Annotated in this window: 17 protein-coding genes; 7 read left to right on the top strand and 10 right to left on the bottom strand. The window is 66.7% G+C overall.

Annotated elements, in window-relative coordinates:
- Positions 1–129 precede the first annotated feature (129 nt).
- The 9 genes from ABIE08_RS19215 to ABIE08_RS19175 form a co-directional block, all read right to left on the bottom strand.
- A complete protein-coding gene (locus ABIE08_RS19215; RefSeq protein ID WP_354553446.1) occupies positions 130–1335 on the bottom strand; it encodes a CaiB/BaiF CoA transferase family protein in 1206 nt (401 codons plus the stop codon).
- Between the two features lie 56 nt (positions 1336–1391).
- A complete protein-coding gene (locus ABIE08_RS19210; protein WP_354553445.1) occupies positions 1392–2303 on the bottom strand; it encodes an SMP-30/gluconolactonase/LRE family protein in 912 nt (303 codons plus the stop codon).
- Positions 2303–3418, bottom strand: coding sequence for a hypothetical protein (locus tag ABIE08_RS19205; RefSeq protein WP_354553444.1), 1116 nt, complete (start codon positions 3416–3418; stop codon positions 2303–2305). The genes ABIE08_RS19210 and ABIE08_RS19205 overlap by 1 nt, the downstream gene beginning before the upstream one ends.
- Before the next feature lie 31 nt (positions 3419–3449).
- Entirely contained in the window at positions 3450–4226 is a 777-nt protein-coding gene (locus tag ABIE08_RS19200; RefSeq protein ID WP_354553443.1) for an SDR family NAD(P)-dependent oxidoreductase, read from the bottom strand.
- A gap of 2 nt (positions 4227–4228) precedes the next feature.
- Positions 4229–5014, bottom strand: a complete 786-nt coding sequence (locus ABIE08_RS19195) for an enoyl-CoA hydratase/isomerase family protein (protein ID WP_354553442.1) — start codon at positions 5012–5014, stop codon at positions 4229–4231.
- Positions 5015–5017: 3 nt separating this feature from the next.
- On the bottom strand, positions 5018–5851 hold the full coding sequence (locus ABIE08_RS19190; RefSeq protein WP_354553441.1) for a carbohydrate ABC transporter permease: 834 nt from the start codon (positions 5849–5851) through the stop codon (positions 5018–5020).
- Positions 5848–6729 (bottom strand): carbohydrate ABC transporter permease, encoded by an 882-nt coding sequence (locus ABIE08_RS19185; RefSeq protein ID WP_354553440.1) that lies wholly within the window; start codon positions 6727–6729, stop codon positions 5848–5850. Before ABIE08_RS19185 ends, ABIE08_RS19190 begins: the two co-directional genes overlap by 4 nt.
- 175 nt (positions 6730–6904) lie before the next feature.
- Positions 6905–8122: an ABC transporter substrate-binding protein gene (locus ABIE08_RS19180; RefSeq protein WP_354553439.1), complete on the bottom strand. Its 1218-nt coding sequence runs from the start codon at positions 8120–8122 to the stop codon at positions 6905–6907.
- Positions 8123–8168: 46 nt separating this feature from the next.
- Positions 8169–9926 (bottom strand): substrate-binding domain-containing protein, encoded by a 1758-nt coding sequence (locus tag ABIE08_RS19175; RefSeq protein WP_354553438.1) that lies wholly within the window; start codon positions 9924–9926, stop codon positions 8169–8171.
- Between the two features lie 304 nt (positions 9927–10230).
- Between ABIE08_RS19175 and ABIE08_RS19170 the strand changes: the two genes are divergently transcribed.
- The 6 genes from ABIE08_RS19170 (at position 10231) to ABIE08_RS19145 (ending at position 18287) form a co-directional block, all read left to right on the top strand.
- Positions 10231–11223 (top strand): nucleoside hydrolase, encoded by a 993-nt coding sequence (locus ABIE08_RS19170; protein ID WP_354553437.1) that lies wholly within the window; start codon positions 10231–10233, stop codon positions 11221–11223.
- 1108 nt (positions 11224–12331) lie between these two features.
- Positions 12332–13354, top strand: a complete 1023-nt coding sequence (locus tag ABIE08_RS19165; RefSeq protein ID WP_354553436.1) for a sugar-binding transcriptional regulator — start codon at positions 12332–12334, stop codon at positions 13352–13354.
- Positions 13344–14342: a deoxyribose-phosphate aldolase gene (gene deoC, locus ABIE08_RS19160; RefSeq protein ID WP_266334107.1), complete on the top strand. Its 999-nt coding sequence runs from the start codon at positions 13344–13346 to the stop codon at positions 14340–14342. The genes ABIE08_RS19165 and deoC overlap by 11 nt, the downstream gene beginning before the upstream one ends.
- Before the next feature lie 11 nt (positions 14343–14353).
- On the top strand, positions 14354–16747 hold the full coding sequence (locus tag ABIE08_RS19155) for an aldehyde dehydrogenase family protein (protein ID WP_354553435.1): 2394 nt from the start codon (positions 14354–14356) through the stop codon (positions 16745–16747).
- A 146-nt stretch (positions 16748–16893) separates the two neighbouring features.
- A complete protein-coding gene (locus tag ABIE08_RS19150) occupies positions 16894–17388 on the top strand; it encodes a hypothetical protein (protein WP_354553434.1) in 495 nt (164 codons plus the stop codon).
- Positions 17389–17405: 17 nt separating this feature from the next.
- On the top strand, positions 17406–18287 hold the full coding sequence (locus tag ABIE08_RS19145) for an N-acyl homoserine lactonase family protein (RefSeq protein WP_354553433.1): 882 nt from the start codon (positions 17406–17408) through the stop codon (positions 18285–18287).
- A 182-nt stretch (positions 18288–18469) separates the two neighbouring features.
- On the opposite strand, the gene ABIE08_RS19140 is transcribed toward ABIE08_RS19145, so the two are convergent.
- Positions 18470–19405 carry a carbohydrate kinase family protein gene (locus ABIE08_RS19140; RefSeq protein ID WP_354553432.1) on the bottom strand — a complete coding sequence of 312 codons (936 nt, stop codon included), beginning with the start codon at positions 19403–19405 and terminating at the stop codon, positions 18470–18472.
- A gap of 125 nt (positions 19406–19530) precedes the next feature.
- Between ABIE08_RS19140 and ABIE08_RS19135 the strand changes: the two genes are divergently transcribed.
- A complete protein-coding gene (locus ABIE08_RS19135; RefSeq protein WP_354553431.1) occupies positions 19531–21579 on the top strand; it encodes a M3 family metallopeptidase in 2049 nt (682 codons plus the stop codon).
- Positions 21580–21636 lie beyond the last annotated feature (57 nt).

Raw genomic sequence — 21636 nt, 5'->3', positions numbered from 1 at the left:
ACTGGTCTTGCCGGATCGGGACCGGACTGCAAGCCTCGAGCGCCGCTGGACCCTCCTTCGAGGCTTCGCTTCGCGAAGCACCTCAGGATGATGGCGGAGTAGGTTGATCCATCCAGAAGTTCCAGCCCCCTACTTCACCTCTGCGACCGACCCCTTGGCGACCCAGCCATCCACCGTCGCCGTGTCAAAGCCGAACTCGCCCAAAATCTCGCGGGAATGTTCGCCGATGCGCGGCGCCGGGCGCTCGATCTCGGACGGCGTCTTGGACATCTTCACCGCCGGGGCGACGACCTTGACCGTACCGGCGGTCGGGTGCTCGTAGCTGGTGATCGCGCCGATATGTTTTACCTGCGGGTCCTGTTCGGCTTGCAGATGCGTCTTGACCTCGCCGCACCAGATGTCGACGGCGAGCAGCGCCTGCATCAGCTCGGCGGTGGTCCAGCCCTTGGTCAGCGCCGCGAGCTTTTCCCAGATCTCGTCGCGCTTGTCGAAAAGGTCCTTCGGGTTGTCATAGACCAGCAGGCTGTCGTCGCCGAGCACGCCGACGAAGCGCTTGAACGGGCTCATCGCCACCGTGACCCAGCCGTCGAACGTTGGATAGACGCCGAAGGGCGCATCCATGCCGGGATGGCCGATGCCGGAATTGGGGCGGACGAAGTCCTGCTGGAAATTCATCGCCATCAGCATTTCCTGGCCCTGATGGGCCAGCATCGCCGAGAGCAGGTCGACCTTGATCTCCTGTCCCTCGCCGGAGCGTTCGCGCCAGTAGAGCGCCGACAGGATGCCATAGACCATGTTCATGGCGCCGATCTGGTCGGAAAAGCCGGAGCCGACCGGAACCGGCGGGCCGTCGCCGCGGCCGGTCGCCGCCATGATGCCGGTCAGGCCCTGGATCAGCATGTCCTGCCCCGGGCGCGCGAGATACGGCCCGCTATCGCCATAGCCGGAGCCCGAGCAATAGATGATGCGCGGATTGACCTTGGCGAAGTCGGCATAGCCGAAGCCGAGGCGCTCCAGCACGCCGGGGCGGAAATTCTGCACCACGACATCCGCCGTCTTGGCGATCCTGTAGAGGATCTCCTTCGCTTCCGGCGCCTTCAGGTCCAGCGCCAGCGACCGCTTGTTGCGGTTCCAGGCGAGGAAGTTCGGGCTCTCCGTGCCGCCGACCCAGCGATTGTTGAAGGTCAGCGTGCGGAACAGGTCGCCCTGCCCCGGCCGCTCCACCTTGATCACATTGGCGCCCATGTCGGCGAGCAGCTGGGTGGCGAAGGGGCCCTGCAGGAGATGGCTCAGATCGAGGACGGTGACGTCCTGAAGGGCCTTGGCGGCGGTCATGTCGAATCCTCACACTCGTCGTTTGGCCGGCCGCATCGGCGGCAGGCCCTGGCTGGTCAGCCGGGCTCGCCCCGGGCCTGCCGCCAGAGCGGCGTCCCGAAGGTGTCGGTATCGATCTTCGTCACGTGCCAGCGGCCGAGATTGGCCGTGAACAGGGCCGCGCCGTCGAAGGCGATGTTGGTCGGATGGGCGAGGACATGCGCGGTCGCATCCTCGATATAGATCTCGGACGGCCCCCCGCCGGCCGGGATGCGCAGCACGCGCGACGGCTCGTAGCAACCGGCGAACAGCGCCCCGGAATCATCGAAGGCGAGCCCGTCCGGCAGGCCCGGCAGATCGTCCGACCAGGTGGTCGCACGGCCTGAGGAACCATCGGCCGCAATCGCGATCCGCGTGATGCGACGGGCGAAGGTCTCGCAGAGGAAAAGCGCGTCGCCCTCGGGCGCGAGCGCCATGCCGTTGGCATGGTCGAACGGGCCGCCATGCCAGACATCGCCCGCGCCGGTTTCGAGATCATACGACCAGATCGACGGACCGGGATCGCTCGGTGCACGGGTGTCGGAAACGTAGAGCCGGCCGCGGGCGCGATCGACCACAGCGTAGTTCGGCACCTCGATGCCCGGCGCGGTGAAGCGCCTTAACGAACGGTCGGCGAGGTTGAGACGGAACACCGCCCTGTGCCGCGAGTCGCAGGCAAACAGCGCCCGGTCGCCGTCAAAGGCGAGGCCGAGCAGGAAGCCGCCCGTCGAAACGACCTCCTCGAGGGCGGAGCCATCCGGCGCGATGCGCAGGATCTGGCCATTCTCGCTGCCGACCCAGACCCAGCCGTCCGGACCCACCGCGACGCCCTCAGGGTGTTGCAAACGCGGGGAGGAGAAGATGCCGTCGAACAGGACGGTGGCGCGCTCGGCCGGCAAAATCGTATTCCCGCCGGTCGAAAAGCCGTGATGGATCCCCGCGCCGGCCATCATGCGCCCCGCATCAGGAACTGCGCGTCATAGGGCACGGACGCCGTGCCGCCGGCCTCGTCGGTCAGCACCAGTTCGGACGCCCCGGCCTCGATCGAGGCCACGCGCGTCCAGCCCTCGGGCAGCGCGACGCCGCCGATGACATTGCGCACTTCCACCTCGCCGGCCGGATCGAGCGTCAGCGCCGTCGGGATGCCAGCCTCCGACCACGGGTTCGGCGCGATCGAGGCCTTGTGGCCATAGCCGGCATAGGTGCGGCCTTCCTCCAGGCCGAGCACGCCGATGTGGCGGCCATTCCAGGGCGCATAGTCGCGGCCGCCATTCGAGAACCACATCATGGTGATGGGGAAATCGGCCGGGTTCTTCAGCGACACGAAGATATCGCGCTTGTCCGGGCGGACCGCGGCGGCCCAGCCGAGGATATTCTTCGAATCCTCGATCAGGGCGACGAAATCCTCCTGACGCGAGCCGATCGGGTAGGTGGTGAGGTCGGCCGTGCCGCCATCGGCGCGTGGGGCCTTGGTCAGGTCCTCGAAGCGCGACGGATAGGCCAGGACCGAGCGGCCGCGTGCCGGATCCGGCTCCAGCCCGGTATCGGGCGTCATGCCGAACCGCTTGGGCGAGAAGGAGACCCGCCCGCCGGCGTCGAAGCGCGTCATGGCGTGGTTGCCGACCGGCACCGCGCCCTCGCCACCGACGAAGATGTGGCGCTCATAGAGGAAGGGATGGCCGTCGCGGAGGGTAAATTCCTTGATGACCTTGGCGCCCAGGACCCGCTTTTCCAACTCGTAGCGCGCCGTCTGGCCGCCCTTGGGATGCGCCTCGACGCTCACCAGCTTCCAGGTGGAATTGGCCGGCCAGCCATGCGGAGGCGCCGGCTCGAAATCGGCGGCAGAGAAGGGCGCGCAGAAGAAATCGCCGGACAGGAAGCGCAGATTGGCGTCGAGGCTCTCGTCCTCATAGATCGCCCTGTCGTCGACCCACGGAGCCGTGTGCAGCGGCTCGATCGTGCGGCCGTCCTGCTCGGTCGCGAAGACGCGGACATGGCCGCCACGCAGGTCGAGCGTCGCCTTGACGCCCTGGGCCTCGATCGTATGAAAATCGGTTGCGTTCATTCCGCTTCCTTCCGGTGATGGTTGCCGCGCGTCATTCGCCCCTGACGACGAGGCCGCCATCGACGCGCAGGATCTCTCCCGTGATGAAGGAAGCCCGATCGCTGGCCAGGAACAAGACCGCTTCGCCAACTTCCGGCGCTTCTCCAAAGCGGCCGAGCGGATGGGCGTTGTTCCAGCTCGAAATCAGCCCCTCCGGGTCGGGATGGGTGGCGAAGATCTTCTCGTTCAGCGGCGTCATGATCGTGCCGGGCGCGACCGCGTTGACGCGGATGCCATGCGGGGCGAGATCGATCGCCGCCTGCTGGGTCAGCGCGTTGATGCCGCCCTTGGCCGCCGCATAGGCCGCCCAGCCCTTGAAGCCGGCCAGCGACTGCACCGACGACATGTTGATGACGGCGCCCTTGCCGCGCTTGCGCATTTCCGGGACGCAGACGCGCATGCCGCGCCAGACGCTGGAAAGGTTGGTGGTGATGACCGTGTTCCAGCTGTCCTCATCGATCTCGTCGACGACGCCACCGATCGCGCGGGCCGCATTGTTGACGAGGATGTCGATGCCGCCAAAGGCCTGCACGGCCGCCGCCGCCATCGCTTCCATGTCGGCCATGACCGAGACGTCGGTGCGCACGAAGATCGCCTCGGCGCCGGTGCCACGCAGGCCCGCCGCGGTCGCGGCTCCCGCTTCCTCGTCGATGTCGGCCACCACCACGGCGGCGCCTTCCCGTGCCAGCGCCTCGGCCGAGGCGCGGCCTATGCCCATGGCAGCGCCGGTGACGACGGCAACCCGTCCCAAAAGTTCGCTTCCACGCATCGTCATATTCCCTTGAAGACCGGATCACGTTTGTCGAGGAAGGCGTCGATGCCCTCCTGGCCGTCCGCCGTGCCGTAAAGGCGGAACAGCACTTCCTGCTCGAAACCCTGCGCCACCGGCAGCGCCGCATCGGGGCCCTGCCGGATCAACCGCTTCATCTCCGCCTGCGCCAGCGGCGCGACCTTGAGCATGGCGCGGGCGCGGCTGAGCGCGGTTTCCACCAGCGCCTCGTCGGCGACGCATTCGGCCGCGAGGCCGAGCTGGTACGCCCGCTCGCCGGTGATGCGGCGGGCGGCGAGCATCATGTCCGAGGCGACGATGCGGCCGACCGCGCGGGTCAGGCGCTGCGTGCCGCCGCCGCCGGGCGACAGGCCGAGCAGGCCCTCGGGCAGGCCAAGCCGGGCGCTGGTGGCGCAGAGGATGACGTCGCAGCAGAGTGCGATTTCGAAACCGCCGCCCAGCGCATAGCCGCGGATCGCCGCGATGGTCGGCTTGGGCAGGGCTTCCAGCTTGTCGAAGATGCGCCGGCTCTCCAGCTGGTAGGCGATGAATTCGGCCCGGCGGTTGCCGCGATATTCGGCGATGTCGGCGCCGGCGACGAAGGCTTTTTCGCCGGCCCCGGCCAGGATGATGACACGCACGGCGGGATCGGCGGCGAGACTGTCCAGATGCGCCTCGAACTCACGCATCAGCGGCGTCGACAGCGCATTCAGCTTGTCGGGACGGTTGAAGGTGAGCCGGACGATGCCGGGCTCGATGTCTTCGCTGAGAACAAGAGGTTCGGTCATCGATCAGCCTTTCACGGCGCCGGCGGTGAGGCCGGCCACGAACTGGCGTTGCAGCAGGAAGAAGATCGCGATCACCGGCACGGAGATCAGCACCGAGCTTGCCATCAGCTCGCCATAGCGGATGCCGTACTGGCCGATGAAATCGTTCATGCCGACGGGAAGCGTGCGCATGTCCTTGGTCGAGGTGAAGGAGAGCGCGAACAGAAACTCCTGCCAGGTGACGATCAGGACGAACACGGCGGTCGCGACGATGCCCGGCTTGCAGAGCGGCAGGATGATCAGGAAGAATATCTTGAACGGCCCGGCGCCATCGATCGCCGCCGCCTCCTCCAGCGCCACCGGCAGGCGCGCGAGAAAGCCGCGCAGCATCCAGATCGCCACCGGCAGTGTCACCGTCACATAGGCGAGGATCAGCGAGGCATAGGTGTTCAGCAGGTTCGCCGCCTTCATCATCTTGTAGATCGGGATGATGATGGCGCTGGCCGGGAACATCTGCGCCACGATGACGAGCAGCATCAGCACCGAGATGGCGCGCATCTGCGTCCTCGTGAACGAATAGGCGGCAAACAGCGCCAGCGTCACGGTGATCACCACCGTCGACAGCGAGACCACGACCGAGTTGACGAAATAGGTGCGGAATTCCGGCCGGAACGCCGTGACGTAGTTCTCCAGCGTCGGGTTCTGCGGCCAGAGCCGGGCGGGAATGGCGAAGGGCTCGGAAGCCGGCTTCAGCGACACCGACACCATCCAGAAGAAGGGCAGCAGGATCACCACGCAGAGACCGAACTGCAGCAGCATCAGGCCAGCGCGGGAAGTCTTGGAGGGAGCGACGCTCATGATGCAGCCTTTCGGCCCGAGCCCTGGGCCAGGAAATAGAGCGTGATCAGGAGGGCGAGGATCACGATCGAGACGACGCCATAGCCGGCCGCCTCGCCGAAGCGGAACTGGCCGAAGCCGAGCTCGTAGATCTTGGTCGGGAAGATATGCGTCGCGTTCTGCGGGCCGCCGCGCGTCAGCACCCAGATCATGTCGAAATAGTTGAAGGTCAGGATGGTGGTCAGGATGAAGTTGATGACGATCACCTCCTTCATCGACGGCAGCACGATGTGCCAGAGTCGGCGGATCGCGCCCGCGCCATCGATGCGCGCCGCCTCCATCTGCTCTTCCTCGACGTTCTGCAGCGCCGCCAGATAGACGATGGTGCAGAAGGGAAAGCCCTTCCAGACGGCGGCGATCACCGCAGCGGCCATGGCGGTCGACGAGTCGGCGAGCCAGGCGAGGCCCTGGTCGCCGAAGCCGGCGCTGATCAGGAACGAATTGATGAGGCCGAGCTGCGGGTCGTACATGAAGCGCCACAGGATGGCGGCGACGACGCCGGGCAGCACCCAGGGCAGCAAGATCAGCGAGCGCATCAGGCCCTGGCCGGGCAGCTTCTGGTTGAGCAGCAGCGCGCTCAGGAAGCCGAAGACGTTCTGAAGCGCCACGACGGCCAGCGTCCAGACGCAGGAATTCCAGACGATCTGGCCGAAATCGGCGCTGCCGAAGATCTTCTGGTAGACGGCGAGGCCGACGAATTTCGGCGTCGGGTTGATGAACGAGGTCGAGTAGAGGCTCTCGATGACCGTGCCGATCATCGGGTAATACATCATGACCGCGACCAGCAGGACGGCGGGCGTCACGAATATCCAGGTGAGCCAGCGATCGCGTTTCAGCATGGATTTTTTCTTTTCGGTATAGGCGTGCCGGACGCAGGTATGGCGTCATCCCGGGCTTGACCCGGGATCCATTCAGCCTGAGGCGTCTCAGGCCTTGATGGATCCCCGCTTTCGCGGGGATGACGGAGCGGCAAGCGGCCGGGCAGCGCTGCGAAGCGTGCCCGGCGCGAGCTGCCTAGTTCAGGCCGTCAATGGCGGCGCAGGCCTTGGCGGCGGCTTCCTTGGCGTTGGCGCCGGAATAGACGTCCTGCGCCAGCGTCACCTGGATGTCGGAGACTTCCAGGTAGCGCGCCGAGAGCGGGCGCGGCTGGGCGTTCTGCAGGTGCGTCATGATCTTGTCGGCGCCCTTGCGGTTGGCTTCGAGGAAGGTCTTGGCCGCCTTGACGTTGGCCGGCACCAGGTCGACGACGGCGCCATTGACGTCTTCGCGCGTCAGGAACTGGATGAACTTCCAGGCCGCGTCCTGATGCGGGGACGACTTGTAGACGACGAGGTTCCAGCCGCCATAGGTGCCGACCGGGGTCTTGCCCGCCGGCGCGGTGCCGTTCTCGAAGTCCCAGTCGATCTTCGACTTCTGCAGCGTCGGCTGCTCCAGCGCCGGCCAGAACTCGACGGCGAGCGAGCCGTTCAGGAACAGTTCGCGCATGTCGCCCGACGAGGCATTGAGGATGCCCTTCGGCGCGAACGGCACCAGCGTCTGCAGATATTCGAGTGCGCCGACCGCCTCGGGGCTGGTGAGCGCGCACTTGCCGTTCTCGTCCAGCACCTTGCCGCCATTCGAGAAGATGAAGCTGTCGAGCACGGCGACGGTATCTTCACCCTTGTGGCCGAACAGGCCGACGCCATACTTGCCCTTGGCCGGATCGGTCAGCTTTTCTGCCGCCGCCTTCAGGCCTTCAAAGGTCGAGATCGAGGCCGGGTCGATGCCGGCTTCCTTGAACAGCGCCTTGTTCAGGAAGGAGAACTGCCAGACGTCGACATTGAACGGAATGCCGTAGAGCTTGCCGTTGTAATTGGCCGAATCCCAGGCGCCCTTGAAGAAGCCTTCGGCGGAGATGCCGGCCGCCTTGGCCTGAGCGTCGAGATCGGCGATCGCGCCGGCCTCGGCGAAGGCGCCCTGCCAGATCTGGTCGACGGTCGAGACGTCGGGCGCGTTGCCGCCCTGCACGGCGGTCAGCAGGCGCTGCTGGAATTCCGGATAGGGAATGGTCGTGACTTCGATCTTGATGCCGGGATTCTCGGCTTCGAAGCGCTTGACCGCCTCCTGCTGGTACTGGCTCAGGCCGGATTCGGTCTGCTGGTTGTCCCAGAACTTCAGCGTGATGGTTTCCTGCGCGAAGGCGGCAGGCGTCAGGCCCGCGAACATCGTCGCGGCGAGAAGCAGTTTCTTCATGGTAATCCTCCCAGTTCTTCTTCAGTTTCTGCAAGCGTGCGGCCGTTCAGGCCTTCCGTCTGTCCGCCGGCCTGTGCGTCCGTGGCGCCGCCATCTCCTCCGGCTCCTCGTCGGCAAGCGTGATGCGCGTGCCCATCGAGGCAAAGGCGAGCCGATCCGCCGGCAGCGAGGCGGAATCCGTGATCAGGTCGTCGATCGCGCCGAGCGCCACGATGCGGTGGCTGGCCTCGACGCCGACCAGCGAATGGTCCGCCATGACGACGACCTCGCGCGAGGCGTCGACGAAGCGCTTGGCCGCCAGCGCCAGCCGCTCGTCCGTCGCCGAAGCGCCGAAATGCGGCGAGATGCCGTCGACCGAGAGAAAGGCGCGATCGACCCGCATGGTCTCGAACAGCGCACCCAGGCTGGGCCCGACCAGGCAGCGATCCTTCAGCTGGTATTCGCCGCTGGTCATGATCAGCTTCAGGCCCGGACGGCCGGAAAGCCGCTCCATGACGTCCACGGCGTTGGTGACGATGGTGATGCCTGTGCGGCCCATCAGTTCGTCGGCCAGCAGCGTCGAGAGGATGCCGCTGTTGATCAGGATGGTGTCGCCGTCGCGCACCAGCCGGGCGGCGCTCTTGGCGATCAGGCGGCGGATCGCGGCTATCTCGCGGGCAATGCCGGATTGCGGGGCGGCGATCTTCAGCTCGAAGCCGAGCGCCTCGGCCCGCTCGCGCATGGCGCGGGCCATGTTGCGATACCAGTCATGCGCGGGATAATGCGGCACGAAGCCGATGGCGCGGCGCGGCCCGACCGAACGCACGAAGGCCGGACGCTCGGCCGCGCCCAGGATCGACGCCTCGGCTTCCGGCGCCAGGCCCCAGCCTGCGCCGGATTTGCGATAATAGCGGTCGAGCGTGTCGGGCGTGACGACGACATGCGGCGTGCGGATCTCGTCCGGCATGGCGCTGCCATGCAGCGCGCTCGCCAGCGTCTCGACGGCGCGGATGCCGACAATTTCCGGGAACAGCGCGCAGGTCGCCTTGAGCTTGCCGCGCGAGGCCAGCGCATCGAACAGCGCCCCGCCCTCGCCGCCGACGGAAAAGGCGCTGACCTCGGCGACGCCGGCCCGGTCCGATGCCTCGATCGCCGCCAGCACCGAATGGTCGTTGACGCCGAAGATCACGTTGATATCCGGATAGGCGGCAAAGGCGTCGAGGCTGGCGCGCAAGGCGATGCGAAAGCTGCCCTGGCCGTCGACGCGCCATGGCCGCACGAGCCCACGAAACGTCTCGCCAAAGCCCTTGATGAAGCCGTCGCAGCGGGCGCGCGTGTTGGGCAGCGTCTCCAGCGAGACCAGCAGAACGCGGGCCTCGGCAACCGCGCCGGTCATCATGCGCCCGGCGGCGCGGCCCAGTTCGCGGCCGGCGGTGAAATTGTCGGGGCCGAGATAGACGCCGCCTTCCTGCGGCGAGGATTCGGCCAGGAACGGGATGCGCCGGCGCTTGGCCAGCATACGCAGCGTATCCGCCCCGCGCCCGCCGATCGGCGGCAGCACGATGGCATCGACGCCCTCGATCTCGTCCTGCAGCGCGTTTTCACGCGGCGTCGGCGCCTCCGCGTCCTGCGGGGAGGTCGTCGGTAGCAACGCGCCGCCATGGGTGCGCTCGACGCGGCCCTCTTCCGCCAGCCGGACGATGTCGCGCCGGATCGTCACGCCGGAAACCCGGCCAAGGCGCTGCGCGATTTCCAGCACGGAGACCTCCTCGCCCGCCTGGGCCAGAATGTCGAGAATGCGCTGTTCGCGTTGCGATTTGATCATCTTGATCACGATTCCTGCTCTGCCGGTCATTATTCAGACGGGCATTTTGCACGCAAGCCGGCAAACGGCCATGGGCGCGATTGATCAATTTGATCGAAATCAACGAGTACGCATCATCGCGGGATCGTTTTGACCGTGCGCGCAACGGTTTGGTCGAAGCCGAAAGCGAGCGGCGGAGACCGCGCCCCCCTGTTCATGCCCGCCAATCTGTCCGATCTTGGCCGCCCCTCGGCGCGGATCGAATGCCGCGCGGGATAGAAGAACGGGTCGACTTGCCGGCCCGCCAGAACGATCAGGACCCAGAATGACAAGCCAGAGCGCCGCCCCCATCAAGGTGATCTACGACACGGACCCCGGCATCGACGACGCCATGGCGTTGCTGTTCCTGGAATATGCGCCGCAGATCGACCTCGTCGGTATCACCACCGTGCTCGGCAACGCCTCGATCGACACGACGACGCACAACGCCCTCTATCTGAAGCAGCTGTTCGACATCGCCGCTCCGGTCGCGCGCGGCGCGGGCAAGCCGCTGGTGGTGCCGATGGTCGAGGAGCCGCATTTCGTGCACGGCCGCAATGGCCTCGGCGAAGTGCCGGTTCCCGAGACGCTTTCGGTCCAGGAGCATGAACTGCCGGCGCATCGCTTCATCATCGACATGGTGCGCAAGCACCCGCACGAGATCGTCATCGTCGCCGTCGGCCGCATGACCAACCTGGCGCTGGCGCTCCGCGAAGATCCCGGCATCGCCGAACTGGTCAAGGAAGTCGTCATCATGGGCGGCGCGTTCGGCTTCTACGGCCATTCCGGCAATGTGACGCCAGTGGCCGAAGCCAACATCATCGGCGACCCGCACGCTGCCGACGAGATGTTCGCCGCCCCATGGCCGGTCGTCGCCGTCGGCCTCGACGTCACGCAGGAATGCGTGATGACCACCGCCTACATGCAGGAACTGCGCGAAAAGGGCGGCAAGGCCGGCCAGTTCTTCTGGGACATCTCGCGCTTCTACGAGGACTTCTACCGCCGCGCGACCGGGATCGACGGCATCTTCGTGCATGACTCCTCGGCCGTCGCCTACCTGCTCGATCCGAGCCTGTTCACCACCCGCGCCGGCCCGATCAAGGTGGTGACCGAGGGCATCGCGATCGGCCAGACGATCCAGAAGTCTGCGCTGCGCTCTTTCCCGCCGACGCCCTGGGACGGCCTGCCGGACCAGAAGATCTGCACCGCCGTCGACGGCCCGCGCTTCCTCGACCTCTACTTCCAGGTCATCGTCGAAGGCGCGGCCGCGCGGGCGTAAGGCTCGGAGGCCTGCAAGTCCCTCACCCTGCCCTCTCCCGCGAGCGAGCGAGGTTGCGGCCGGCTCTCTTCATCGACGGAAGAGCGCGAGCCGTCATCGCAGCCAAGCCACTCCGGCCTGCGGGAGAGGCGTGGGGTGAGGGTCCCTGGATGGTTCGAGAGCTCCATGCTCCATGCGCCATGCGCTGTCGAGACGTTGGGCGCTGCGTGTTCCAGGTCTAGCCTCTCCGCTCCCCCACACTCGCCGTCATCCTCGCGAAAGCGAGGACCCATCCAGCCAGGTTTTCCCCGCGCGAACCTCCCACCTCCGCTGAATGGGTCCCGGGTCTTCGCCCGGGATGACGGCGAGCGTGGGGCTGGCGTCGGGTTCGTCGTGCGAACAGATAATGGGGGGCGGCAGTTCGAACAGGGTGCGAGCAGATCGCCGCGCCGTCGCTAGGAATGGCAGGTCGTCCAGCCTAGCCTCCCCGCTCCCCCACACTCGCCGTCATCCTCGCGAAAGCGAGGACCCATCCAGCCGGATTTTCCCCGCGCAAACCTCCCAAAACCTTTGCTGAATGGATCCCGGGTCTTCGCCCGGGATGACGGCGAGCGTGGGGTGAGGCAGGGCGTATTGCGGACAGGCTGGGGAGCCGGAAGCGTCCGCTTTCTGTCCGCTTCCGGTCTTCGCGACGACGACCGCTTCCTGTCTTCGCGGCGATGGCTGGACTGGCTCAACGCTTCCAACCCCTCCCCGTCATCCCTGCGAAAGCAGGGATCCATGCAGCCGGGTTCTCGCCGCGCGAACCTCCCAGAACCTCGGCTGAATGGATCCCGGGTCTTTGCCCGGGAAGACGACGAGGGTGGGGCTGGCGTCGACCCGCATTAGCCAAGTCGCGTCGGGATACTCCAGCCAAAGGCGCCCCCTGCGCCCAGCCACGCATGCTTTCCCTGCCTCCACCCCCACACCCCCTCCGCGCCGTCACGCCCTCCCCCACGCGTCGGCCTCCCTCGCCATGCCTGCCCACACGGCCTCCCCACGCCTCTCACCCCCGCATGCGCCTTGACTCCTCCGCGGCGAAAGCCTATCCATTTCACATAAGTGATCGCGCCTCACATTTGTGAAAGTCATGCCGAGCATCGCTACCCCCGCCCCCCCGAGCCGTGACGAGCAGCGCGAGCACCGCATGGTGCAGGTCGCGAAGCTCTATTACGACCTGGAGCGGACGCAGAGCGAGATCGCCGAGGAAGTCGGCCTGACCCGCTGGCAGGTGAGCCGGCTGCTGCGCGATGCCCGCGAAACCGGCATCGTCCGCATTGCCATCGTGCCGCGCGCCCAGCGCCTGCCGGCGCTCGAATCCCGGATGCAGAAAGCCTTTGGCCTGCGCGAGGCGATCATCGTGCCCTCGATGGGCGATGGCGACGTGGCGCAGGACGCGGTGGCGCAGGCGGCCGGGCAATATCTGGCAAGCCTCAGCCCGCGCCCCGGGCTGGTCGGCGTTTCCTGGGGCCGGACCATGGCCTCCGTCGCGCACTGGCTGGCGCCCGGCTGGAACGATGGCGTCCGCGTCGTGCTGATGAACGGCGCCACCAACCTCAAATCCGCGACGCTGAAGACCAACACCGTCGCGGAGCGCTTCGCCGAGGCGGGCAATGGCACCGCGACGCTGCTGCCGGTGCCGGCCATCGTCGGCCGTGCCGAGACGCGCACCGTCATCGAGGCCGATCCGGTGATCGAAAGCGTGCTGACCCTGGCCGCCGAAGCCCCGGTCGCCTGCTTCGGGCTCGGCGGCATGGCCGGCTCCGTCCATGTCGAATCCGGCTACCTGTCCACCGAAGAGGTCGACGGCCTCGCCGCCAACCATGCCGTCGGCGACGTGCTCGGCCGCTTCATCGACGCCAACGGCGCCATCGCCGACCCGGCGCTCGACGCCCGCACCATCGGCCTCGCGCCGGAGCGGTTGCGCGACAAGACCCATTCGATCGGCGTCGCTTCCGGCAAGGCCAAGCACGCCGTCGTCCTCGCCGCCCTCAAGGCGCGCTACGTCAACGTTCTCGTTACCGATGAGGCGACCGCTCTTTACGCCCTGTCGGACCACGCCATCCACGAAACAGCCCTTTCCGAAGACCGGGAGAAAACCCATGCCGGCTGACGGCTCCACGGAGCGCAAGACTCCGCCGCTATCCAATGCCCTGAAGCGCAATGACGGCACGCCGTTGCAGGTCGAATGGTTCGACGGCGCCCAGGTCAACACCTCCGCCGCGGAGCGTCGCGCCGCGACGCTGCCGACCCGGCGGACGGTGAAGAAGGAATATCAGGCTGCCTGGCTGGTAAAGGCCGTGACGCTGATGGACCTGACGACGTTGGCCGGCGACGATACGCCCGGCCGTGTCCACCGCCTCTGCATGAAGGCGCGCCGGCCGTTCCGCGAGGATCTGGTCGAGGCGCTCGGCCTCCAGGCGAACCCGCCCAAGGTCGGCGCGGTCTGCGTCTATCCGACCATGGTCGCCCCCGCCGTCAAGGCGCTGGAAGGCTCGGGCATTCCCGTCGCCTCGGTCGCCACCGGCTTTCCGGCCGGCCTGACGCCGCTCAAGCAGCGGCTGGAAGAGATCCACTACGCGGTCGGCGAAGGCGCGCATGAGATCGACATCGTCATCACCCGCGCCCATGTGCTGAACGCCGACTGGCAGGCGCTGTACGACGAAGTCGCCGCCATGCGCGAAGCCTGCGGCGAGGCGCATCTGAAGGCGATCCTCGCCACCGGCGATCTGAAGACGCTGCGCAATGTCTACAAGGCGTCGATGGTGGCCATGCAGGCCGGCGCCGACTTCATCAAGACCTCGACCGGCAAGGAAGACGTCAACGCGACGCTGCCGGTGAGCCTGGTGATGTGCCGCGCCATCCGCGACTACGAGGCGCTGACCGGCTTCAAGATCGGCTTCAAGCCGGCCGGCGGCCTCAAGACCGCCAAGGACGCGATGTCCTGGCTGATCCTGATGAAGGAAGAGCTCGGCAATGCCTGGCTCGAGCCTGAACTTTTCCGCATTGGCGCCAGCTCGCTGCTTGCCGACATCGAACGGCAGATCGAGCATTTCGTTACCGGCCGCTATTCCTCCACCATCCGTCACGCGCTCGCCTGAGGGGAACGAACATGGCACTCGTCAAGGACATCCTCGTGAGCATGGATTACGGCCCCGCTCCGGAAGTAAACGAACCCGTCGTCGGCTGGCTCGACCAGCACAAGGACGGCTTCAACCATTTCATCGACGGCAAGTTCGTCGCCCCTTCGACCGGCGAACGCTTCCCCGTGTTCAACCCGGCCTATGAGACCGAGCTCGCTCAGGTCGCCCAGGGCAGCGCCGCCGACGTCGACAAGGCCGTCAAGGCTGCGCGCAAGGCGTTCAAGTCGTGGTCGGCGCTGTCGGGCCATGAGCGCGCCGTCTATCTCTACGCCATCGCCCGCCACATCCAGAAGCGCGAGCGCTTCCTCTCCGTGCTGGAGACGATGGACAATGGCAAGCCGATCCGCGAGACGCGCGACATCGACATTCCGCTCGTCGCCCGCCACTTCTACCATCACGCCGGTTGGGCCGAACTGATCGAGAGCGAGTTCCCCGGCGAAGGCCCGGTCGGCGTCTGCGGCCAGATCATCCCGTGGAACTTCCCGCTGCTGATGCTGGCCTGGAAGATTGCCCCGGCGCTCGCCGCCGGCAACACGGTGGTGCTGAAGCCGGCTGAATACACGCCGCTGACCGCGCTCGCCTTTGCCGAGATCTGCCGCGAGGTCGGCCTGCCGGCCGGCGTCGTCAACATCGTCACCGGCGACGGCGTGACCGGCAATGCCATCGTCGAGCACCCCGATGTCGACAAGATCGCCTTCACCGGCTCGACCGAGGTCGGCCGCATCATCCGCGAGAAGACGGCAGGCTCCGGCAAGAAGCTGTCGCTCGAGCTCGGCGGCAAGTCGCCCTTCATCGTGTTCGACGACGCCGACCTCGACGGCGCGGTCGAGGGTGTCGTCGATGCGATCTGGTTCAACCAGGGCCAGGTCTGCTGCGCCGGCTCCCGCCTGCTGGTGCAGGAAGGCGTCGCCGAAGCGGTCTATGCCAAGCTGCGCACCCGGATGGCGAGCCTGCGCGTCGGCGATCCGCTCGACAAGTCGATCGACATGGGCGCGATCGTCGACCCGGTCCAGCTGAAGCGGATCAAGGAACTGGTCGCCAAGGGCGAAGCCGAGGGTGCAACGCTCTTCCAGGCTAACAAGGGGTTACCAAGCAAGGGCTGTTTCTTCCCGCCGTCGCTGTTCACCAATGTTGCGCCGGCCTCCACCATCGCCGAGGTCGAGATCTTCGGACCGGTTCTGGCGGCGATGACTTTCCGCACGCCGGATGAAGCGGTGGCGATCGCCAACAACAGCCGCTTCGGCCTGGCCGCGTCGGTCTGGTCGGAGAACATCAACCTGACCCTGGACGTCGCCGCCAAGCTGAAGGCCGGCGTGATCTGGATCAATTCGACCAACATGTTCGACGCCGCCGCCGGCTTTGGCGGCTATCGCGAGAGCGGCTATGGCCGCGAAGGCGGGCGCGAGGGCATGGCCGAATATCTGAAGCCGGTGATCGACAAGCCCTTGAAGGCAGACGAGAAAATCGCCGCCAAGCTGTCGGCGCTACCGGTCGCGGACGAAGAGATCTCGGGCCTGCCGTCGATCGACCGCACCGCCAAGCTCTATGTCGGCGGCAAGCAGGCTCGTCCCGACTCCGGCTATTCCTACACGGTGCTCGGCCCCAAGGGTCAGCCGATCAGCCAGGCCGGCCTCGGCAACCGCAAGGATATCCGCAACGCCGTGGAAGCGGCCGGCAAGGCCGGATCGTGGGGCGGCGCCACGGCGCATAACCGCGCGCAGGTGCTTTACTACGTCGCGGAAAACCTCTCGTCCCGTGCGAAGGAGTTCGAGGAGCGCATCGTCGCGATGACCGGCGTTTCGGCCAAGGCGGCGGCGGAAGAGGTTGCGGTCTCGATCCGGCGGACCTTCTGGTACGCGGCGCAGGCCGACAAGTTCGACGGCGCGGTGCATGCGACCAAGTCGCGCAACGTCACGCTCGCCATGAACGAAGCCTTTGGCAATATGGGCATTCTCTGCCCCGACGAGGCGCCGCTGCTGGGCTTCGTCTCGCTGGTGATGCCGGCGATATCCATGGGCAACCGGGTCATCGTCGTGCCGTCCTCCAGCCATCCGCTGGCGGCGACGGACTTTTACCAGATCCTCGACACCTCCGACGTCCCGGCTGGCGTGGTCAACATCGTCACGGGTGAGCGCGACGTGCTCGCCAAGACCTTGGCCGAGCACGACGATGTCGCCGCGCTCTGGTATTTCGGCTCCAAGGCCGGCAGCGCCATGGTGGAGAAGGCTTCGGCCGGAAACCTGAAGCCGGTCTGGGCCAACCAGGGCGTTCCGCGCCGCTGGAACGAGGCTTCCGGCCAGGGCCGCGAGTTCCTGCGCCGCGCCACCCAGGTCAAGAACATCTGGGTTCCCTACGGCGAATAAGCGCCCACGACACCCGCCTCCGCGCGTCCCCGGGACTTATCCCGCCGGATGCGCGGAGGCGAATTTTCCTGCCGGTCTTGAGCCGATGCGCCCGTTCGACCATGCTGCCCCGCCGGCCATGGGGGAGCGGTTCGGCGGGAGAGGGCATGACCAACCGGTTCGGATCCGAGGCGTTTCGCTGCGAGCCCCCAGGCGGGCTTGATGACGCGACGCTCGCCTATATCGAGGCGGCGGAAAGCTGCTTCGAGGATCTGCGCCAGGTCGCGGCCCAGCTTGCCGGCCTGCTGCTGCTTGCCGCCACTGGTGCCCGTTCCGCCGGGCCGCATCATCCCATGCTCGCCGTCGCCGCCGATCTCTTCGATTCCGCCCGTGATGCCACGCTTCGTCTGACGCCGCGCTCGGCGCTGGCCAGGCATCACCATTTGCATCTCAAGGCCGCAGTCGAGAAGCTGGCGGGAACGCTCGCCCTGCTGCGCATCGCGCCGGCCGACAGGGAGGCCGTCACCGCGCCGACGCAAAGACTGACCAGCGCCTGGCAGGAGCTGGGCCATGCCTCGCGCGCCCTGCCCGGCTTCGATCTCGTCGATTTCAGCCAGTCCTGCTGCGCCGAACACCGGCAGGCCGGGCGGCTGGCGCTCTAGGCTTCCGGGGGGGGAACATGGCCACTTATTCTATCTGGGTTCTGGAATACGCCTATATTCCCGAGATGCCGCTCAGCGCGCTGGTGCATGGCGAGCACAACAAGGGCACCTGCAAGCTGCCCTATGGCTACACGCTGCTGAAGAGCGACCAGCACACGATCCTGATCGATTGCGGCCATGACAACGCCGCCTATGGCAAGGTGCTCGCCGACAATTCCGGCGTCGTGAACTGGCAGCCGCCGCATGTCGTGATGGCCGAGATCGGCGTGAAGCCGGAAGAGATCACCGACGTCATCATCACCCATGCCCATTTCGACCATATGGGCGGGCTGACGCTGTTCCCGAATGCGAAGTTCTACATCCAGGAGCGGGAACTCTCGCGCTGGATCTGGGCGATGTCGCTGGACCGGCGCTTCCGCTGGCTGATGAAGGCGGCTGATCCCGGCGACATCATCCGCTGCGTCGAGCTGGCGCGCGACGGCCGGCTCGTCTCGATCAGCGGCGACATGGAGGATGTATTCCCCGGCATCGACCTGCGTCTGGCCTCGGACACGCATACGGCCGGTTCGCAATATGTCGTCATCCGCAATGACGGCCGGCGCGACAGCGAAGACAGCTGGGTGATCACCGGCGATCTCGTCTACCGGATGGAAAACCTGCATGGCGGCACGCCGGACGATCCGTACTACCGCCCGGTAGGCATGGGCGTCGGCAGCCAGACCAACATGGTGCTGGCGCTGCACGACATCGTCGAGGCCGCCAGCGGCGACTGGAACCGCGTGATCCCGCCGCACGAAGCCCGACTGCCGGAGCGCTTTCCCTCGCGCCTGAGCGACAAGGGCCTGCAGATCATCGAGGTGGCGCTGGCGGACGGGGCGGCGAGCTACGTCGGGAGATAGGCTTCTGGATGGAGTATGGCTGCCACCTCTCCCACGGGGAGAGGTCGACGCACGCAGTGCGGCGGGTGAGGGGTTGAGGCCTCACCGGTGAGATCGTATCCCCTCACCCAGAGCTTCGCTCCGACCTCTCCCTGTGGGAGAGGTGAAAGGCGCTTCTGCCACGTCGAATCCGTCGGCCCTGGCTAGACCTCGCCCCAGACGCGCGGCAGTGGGTTACCATGCTTCGGGCGGCCACCAAAGACCGTCGTCGCCTCGGCGCCGGCTTTGACGCCGCGCTCGAGGCAGACGTCGACGCCCTTGCCGGCCAGATGCGCTGCCAGGAAGCCGGCGAGGAACGCGTCGCCCGCTCCCGTGGTGTCGGCGACCTCGACCTTGGGCGCCGCCGCCTTGAGGCGAACCGACAGATTGGCGGCCTCCGCGCCCTCGGCGCCACGCTTGATGACGGCGAGGTCATAGCGCGCTGTCAGGAAGCGGATCTGCTCCGCGGCGTTGCGGGTGCCCGTCAGGCACGCGGCTTCCTCGGCATTGGGGAAGATGATCGAGGCGTCACTGGTCCATCCCAGGAAATTCGACGGGCCGACCTCCTCCAGGAAGCCGACCGAGGCCGGGTCGACGGTGACCGTGATGCCGCGCGCCCGCGCCACCGCCATCATGGCCATCACCGCCTCGCGCGGGCCGGGCGTGAACAGGGAATAGCCGGAGACATGCACTAGGTCGATTTCGTTCAGCATCGAGAAGGGCAGGTCCTCTGCCGAAAGCCCGTCATTGGCGCCGCGGTCGGTCAGGAAACTGCGCTCGCCGCCCTCGGAGAGAAGGACGATCAGCATGCCCGTCGTGCGCTCGTCATCAGCCGAGAGCACCGGCACCACGCCGGCATCGCGCAGCGCCTGTTCCTGCTCGGCCAGATCGCGGCGGCCGACCCGGCCGGCAAAGGCGACCGGAATGCCGAAATGCGCCAGCCAGGCCGCCTGGTTGCAGCCCGAGCCGCCCGGATAGAGGCCGATCTTGGCGCGCCGGTCGGAGCCCACCACCAGCGGACCGTCCGGTCGCACGATGACGTCGGTCATGACATCGCCGATCACGAGCATACGGGGACGGAGCGGAGCGGAGGCAGACATGGCGAAACTCGAATCGGACAGAAGGTTGATCTCTCTCCTATAGAGAGGAATGCAGCCGGCATTAAGCTTGAACCGCGCGGCCGATGGCTCCATGTCTGGGCCAGCTCAATCTCACCGAGGACCGCATGACTGCCGAAAATCCGCTTCTCGCGCCCTGGAATACGCCGTTCGGCGTCCCGCCCTTCGCCTCCATCGAACCCGCCCATTACACGCCCGCCTTCCAGGCGGCGATCGCGGAGCATGAGGCCGAGATCGCTGATATCGCGGACAATGCCGAGCCGCCCAGCTTCGACAACACGATCGCCGCGATGGAGCGCGCCGGCCGCAAGCTCGACCGCGTCGCCAGCGTCTTCTTCAACCTGACCGGCGCGCATACCAATGACGAGTTGGAAACCATCGAGCTCGATCTCGCGCCGGTGCTGGCGCGGCACAGCAACGGCATCTACCAGAACGCCAAGCTGTTCGAGCGGATCGACACGCTGTTCAAGGCAGGCACGACCGGCCTCGACGCCGAACAGGCGCGGGTGCTGGATCGCTATCACACCGGTTTCATGCGCGCCGGCGCCGGCCTGCCGGCGGAGGCCAAGACCCGTCTCGGCGCCATTGCCGAACGGCTTGCGACGCTCGGCACCAATTTCGGCCAGAACGTTCTCGCCGACGAGAAGAGTTGGAGCCTGACGCTGGAAGGCGAGGACGATCTCGCCGGCCTGCCCGATTTCCTGCGCGACGCGGCGGCGCAGGCGGCCAAAGACCGTGGGCTCGACGGCAAGCATGTCATCACCCTGTCGCGCTCGTCGATCGAACCGTTCCTGCAGTTTTCCGCCCGGCGCGACCTGCGCGAAAAGGCCTTTGCCGCCTGGACCGCGCGCGGCGAGGCCGGCAAGACCGACAACCGCGCCATCATCGCCGAGACGGTGAAGCTGCGCTCCGAGCGGGCCAAGCTGCTCGGCTTCCCGACCTTCGCGCATTACCGGCTCGACGATTCCATGGCCAAGACGCCGGAAGCGGCGATGGGCCTGCTTCGATCCGTCTGGAAGCCCGCCCGCGCCCAGGCGATCACCGAGCGCGAGGCGCTGCAGGCGCTGGCGCAATCGGAAGGCGGCAATTTCGACATCGCCGCCTGGGACTGGCGCTACTACTCGGAGAAGCGCCGCAAGGCCGAGTTCGATCTCGATGAAAGCCAGCTGAAGCCCTATCTCCAGCTCGACAGGATCATCGACGCCGCCTTCGACACGGCGACGCGGCTGTTCGGCGTCACCTTCACCGAGCGCTTCGACGTGCCGGTCTATCACCCGGACGTCCGCGTCTTCGAGGTGAAGGACCGTGACGGCAAGCCTGTCGGCCTGTTCCTCGGCGATTATTTCGCGCGTTCGTCGAAACGCTCCGGCGCCTGGATGAGCGAATATCGCGGCCAGGAAAGGCTGAATGGCGCCATCCAGCCCATCATCGTCAATGTGATGAACTTCGCCAAGGCGGCCGATGGCCAGCCGACGCTGCTCTCCTTCGACGACGCCCGCACGCTGTTCCACGAATTCGGCCATGGCCTGCACGGGCTGCTGTCCGACGTGACCTATCCGATGATCGCCGGCACCAATGTCGCGCGCGATTTCGTCGAGTTCCCGTCGCAGCTCTACGAGCACTGGTTCGAGCAGCCTTCGGTGCTGGAGCGCTTCGCGCTGCACTACCGCACCGGCGAGCCGATGCCCAAGGCCCTCATCGAGCGGCTGATGGCAAGCCGCACCTTCAACCAGGGCTTTGCCACCGTCGAATATGTCTCCTCGGCGCTGGTCGATCTCGAACTGCACCTGCTGGACGATACTTCGGGGCTCGACGCACCCGCCTTCGAGCAGAAGATCCTGGATGAGATCGGCATGCCGCAGGCGATGGTCATGCGGCACCGCTCCCCGCATTTCCAGCACGTCTTCGCCGGCGACGGCTATTCCTCGGCCTATTACTCCTATCTCTGGTCGGAAGTGCTCGACGCGGACGGGTTCGGCGCCTTCGAGGAAGCGGGCGATATCTTCGCGCCGGCGGTTGCCGCCAAGCTCAAGGAATCCGTCTATTCGGCCGGCAATCGCCGCAAGCCGGACGAGGCCTACCGGGCCTTCCGCGGCCGCGACCCCGAGCCCTCGGCACTGCTGAAGAAGCGCGGCCTGCTTGCCGCGGCGGAATAGCCATATCACCGCCCCGGCATCGCGCTTTTCGCGGCGCCGGGGCGGGCTTCACCAATT

The organism is Kaistia defluvii (assembly GCF_040548815.1).
Lineage (GTDB): Bacteria > Pseudomonadota > Alphaproteobacteria > Rhizobiales > Kaistiaceae > Kaistia > Kaistia defluvii_A.
This window is presented reverse-complemented; position numbering and strand designations above follow the sequence as displayed.

Excerpts from the sequence above, each read along its gene's own strand:
- ABIE08_RS19215 (WP_354553446.1), bottom strand. The coding sequence starts at position 1,335 with ATGACCGCCGCCAAGGCCCTTCAGGACGTCACCGTCCTCGATCTGAGC.
- ABIE08_RS19190 (WP_354553441.1), bottom strand. The coding sequence starts at position 5,851 with ATGAGCGTCGCTCCCTCCAAGACTTCCCGCGCTGGCCTGATGCTGCTG.
- ABIE08_RS19195 (WP_354553442.1), bottom strand. The coding sequence starts at position 5,014 with ATGACCGAACCTCTTGTTCTCAGCGAAGACATCGAGCCCGGCATCGTC.
- ABIE08_RS19185 (WP_354553440.1), bottom strand. The coding sequence starts at position 6,729 with ATGCTGAAACGCGATCGCTGGCTCACCTGGATATTCGTGACGCCCGCC.
- ABIE08_RS19170 (WP_354553437.1), top strand. The coding sequence starts at position 10,231 with ATGACAAGCCAGAGCGCCGCCCCCATCAAGGTGATCTACGACACGGAC.
- ABIE08_RS19155 (WP_354553435.1), top strand. The coding sequence starts at position 14,354 with ATGGCACTCGTCAAGGACATCCTCGTGAGCATGGATTACGGCCCCGCT.
- ABIE08_RS19210 (WP_354553445.1), bottom strand. The coding sequence starts at position 2,303 with ATGGCCGGCGCGGGGATCCATCACGGCTTTTCGACCGGCGGGAATACG.
- ABIE08_RS19140 (WP_354553432.1), bottom strand. The coding sequence starts at position 19,405 with ATGTCTGCCTCCGCTCCGCTCCGTCCCCGTATGCTCGTGATCGGCGAT.
- ABIE08_RS19200 (WP_354553443.1), bottom strand. The coding sequence starts at position 4,226 with ATGCGTGGAAGCGAACTTTTGGGACGGGTTGCCGTCGTCACCGGCGCT.
- deoC (WP_266334107.1), top strand. The coding sequence starts at position 13,344 with ATGCCGGCTGACGGCTCCACGGAGCGCAAGACTCCGCCGCTATCCAAT.
- ABIE08_RS19205 (WP_354553444.1), bottom strand. The coding sequence starts at position 3,418 with ATGAACGCAACCGATTTTCATACGATCGAGGCCCAGGGCGTCAAGGCG.
- ABIE08_RS19175 (WP_354553438.1), bottom strand. The coding sequence starts at position 9,926 with ATGATCAAATCGCAACGCGAACAGCGCATTCTCGACATTCTGGCCCAG.
- ABIE08_RS19150 (WP_354553434.1), top strand. The coding sequence starts at position 16,894 with ATGACCAACCGGTTCGGATCCGAGGCGTTTCGCTGCGAGCCCCCAGGC.
- ABIE08_RS19145 (WP_354553433.1), top strand. The coding sequence starts at position 17,406 with ATGGCCACTTATTCTATCTGGGTTCTGGAATACGCCTATATTCCCGAG.
- ABIE08_RS19165 (WP_354553436.1), top strand. The coding sequence starts at position 12,332 with ATGCCGAGCATCGCTACCCCCGCCCCCCCGAGCCGTGACGAGCAGCGC.
- ABIE08_RS19180 (WP_354553439.1), bottom strand. The coding sequence starts at position 8,122 with ATGAAGAAACTGCTTCTCGCCGCGACGATGTTCGCGGGCCTGACGCCT.
- ABIE08_RS19135 (WP_354553431.1), top strand. The coding sequence starts at position 19,531 with ATGACTGCCGAAAATCCGCTTCTCGCGCCCTGGAATACGCCGTTCGGC.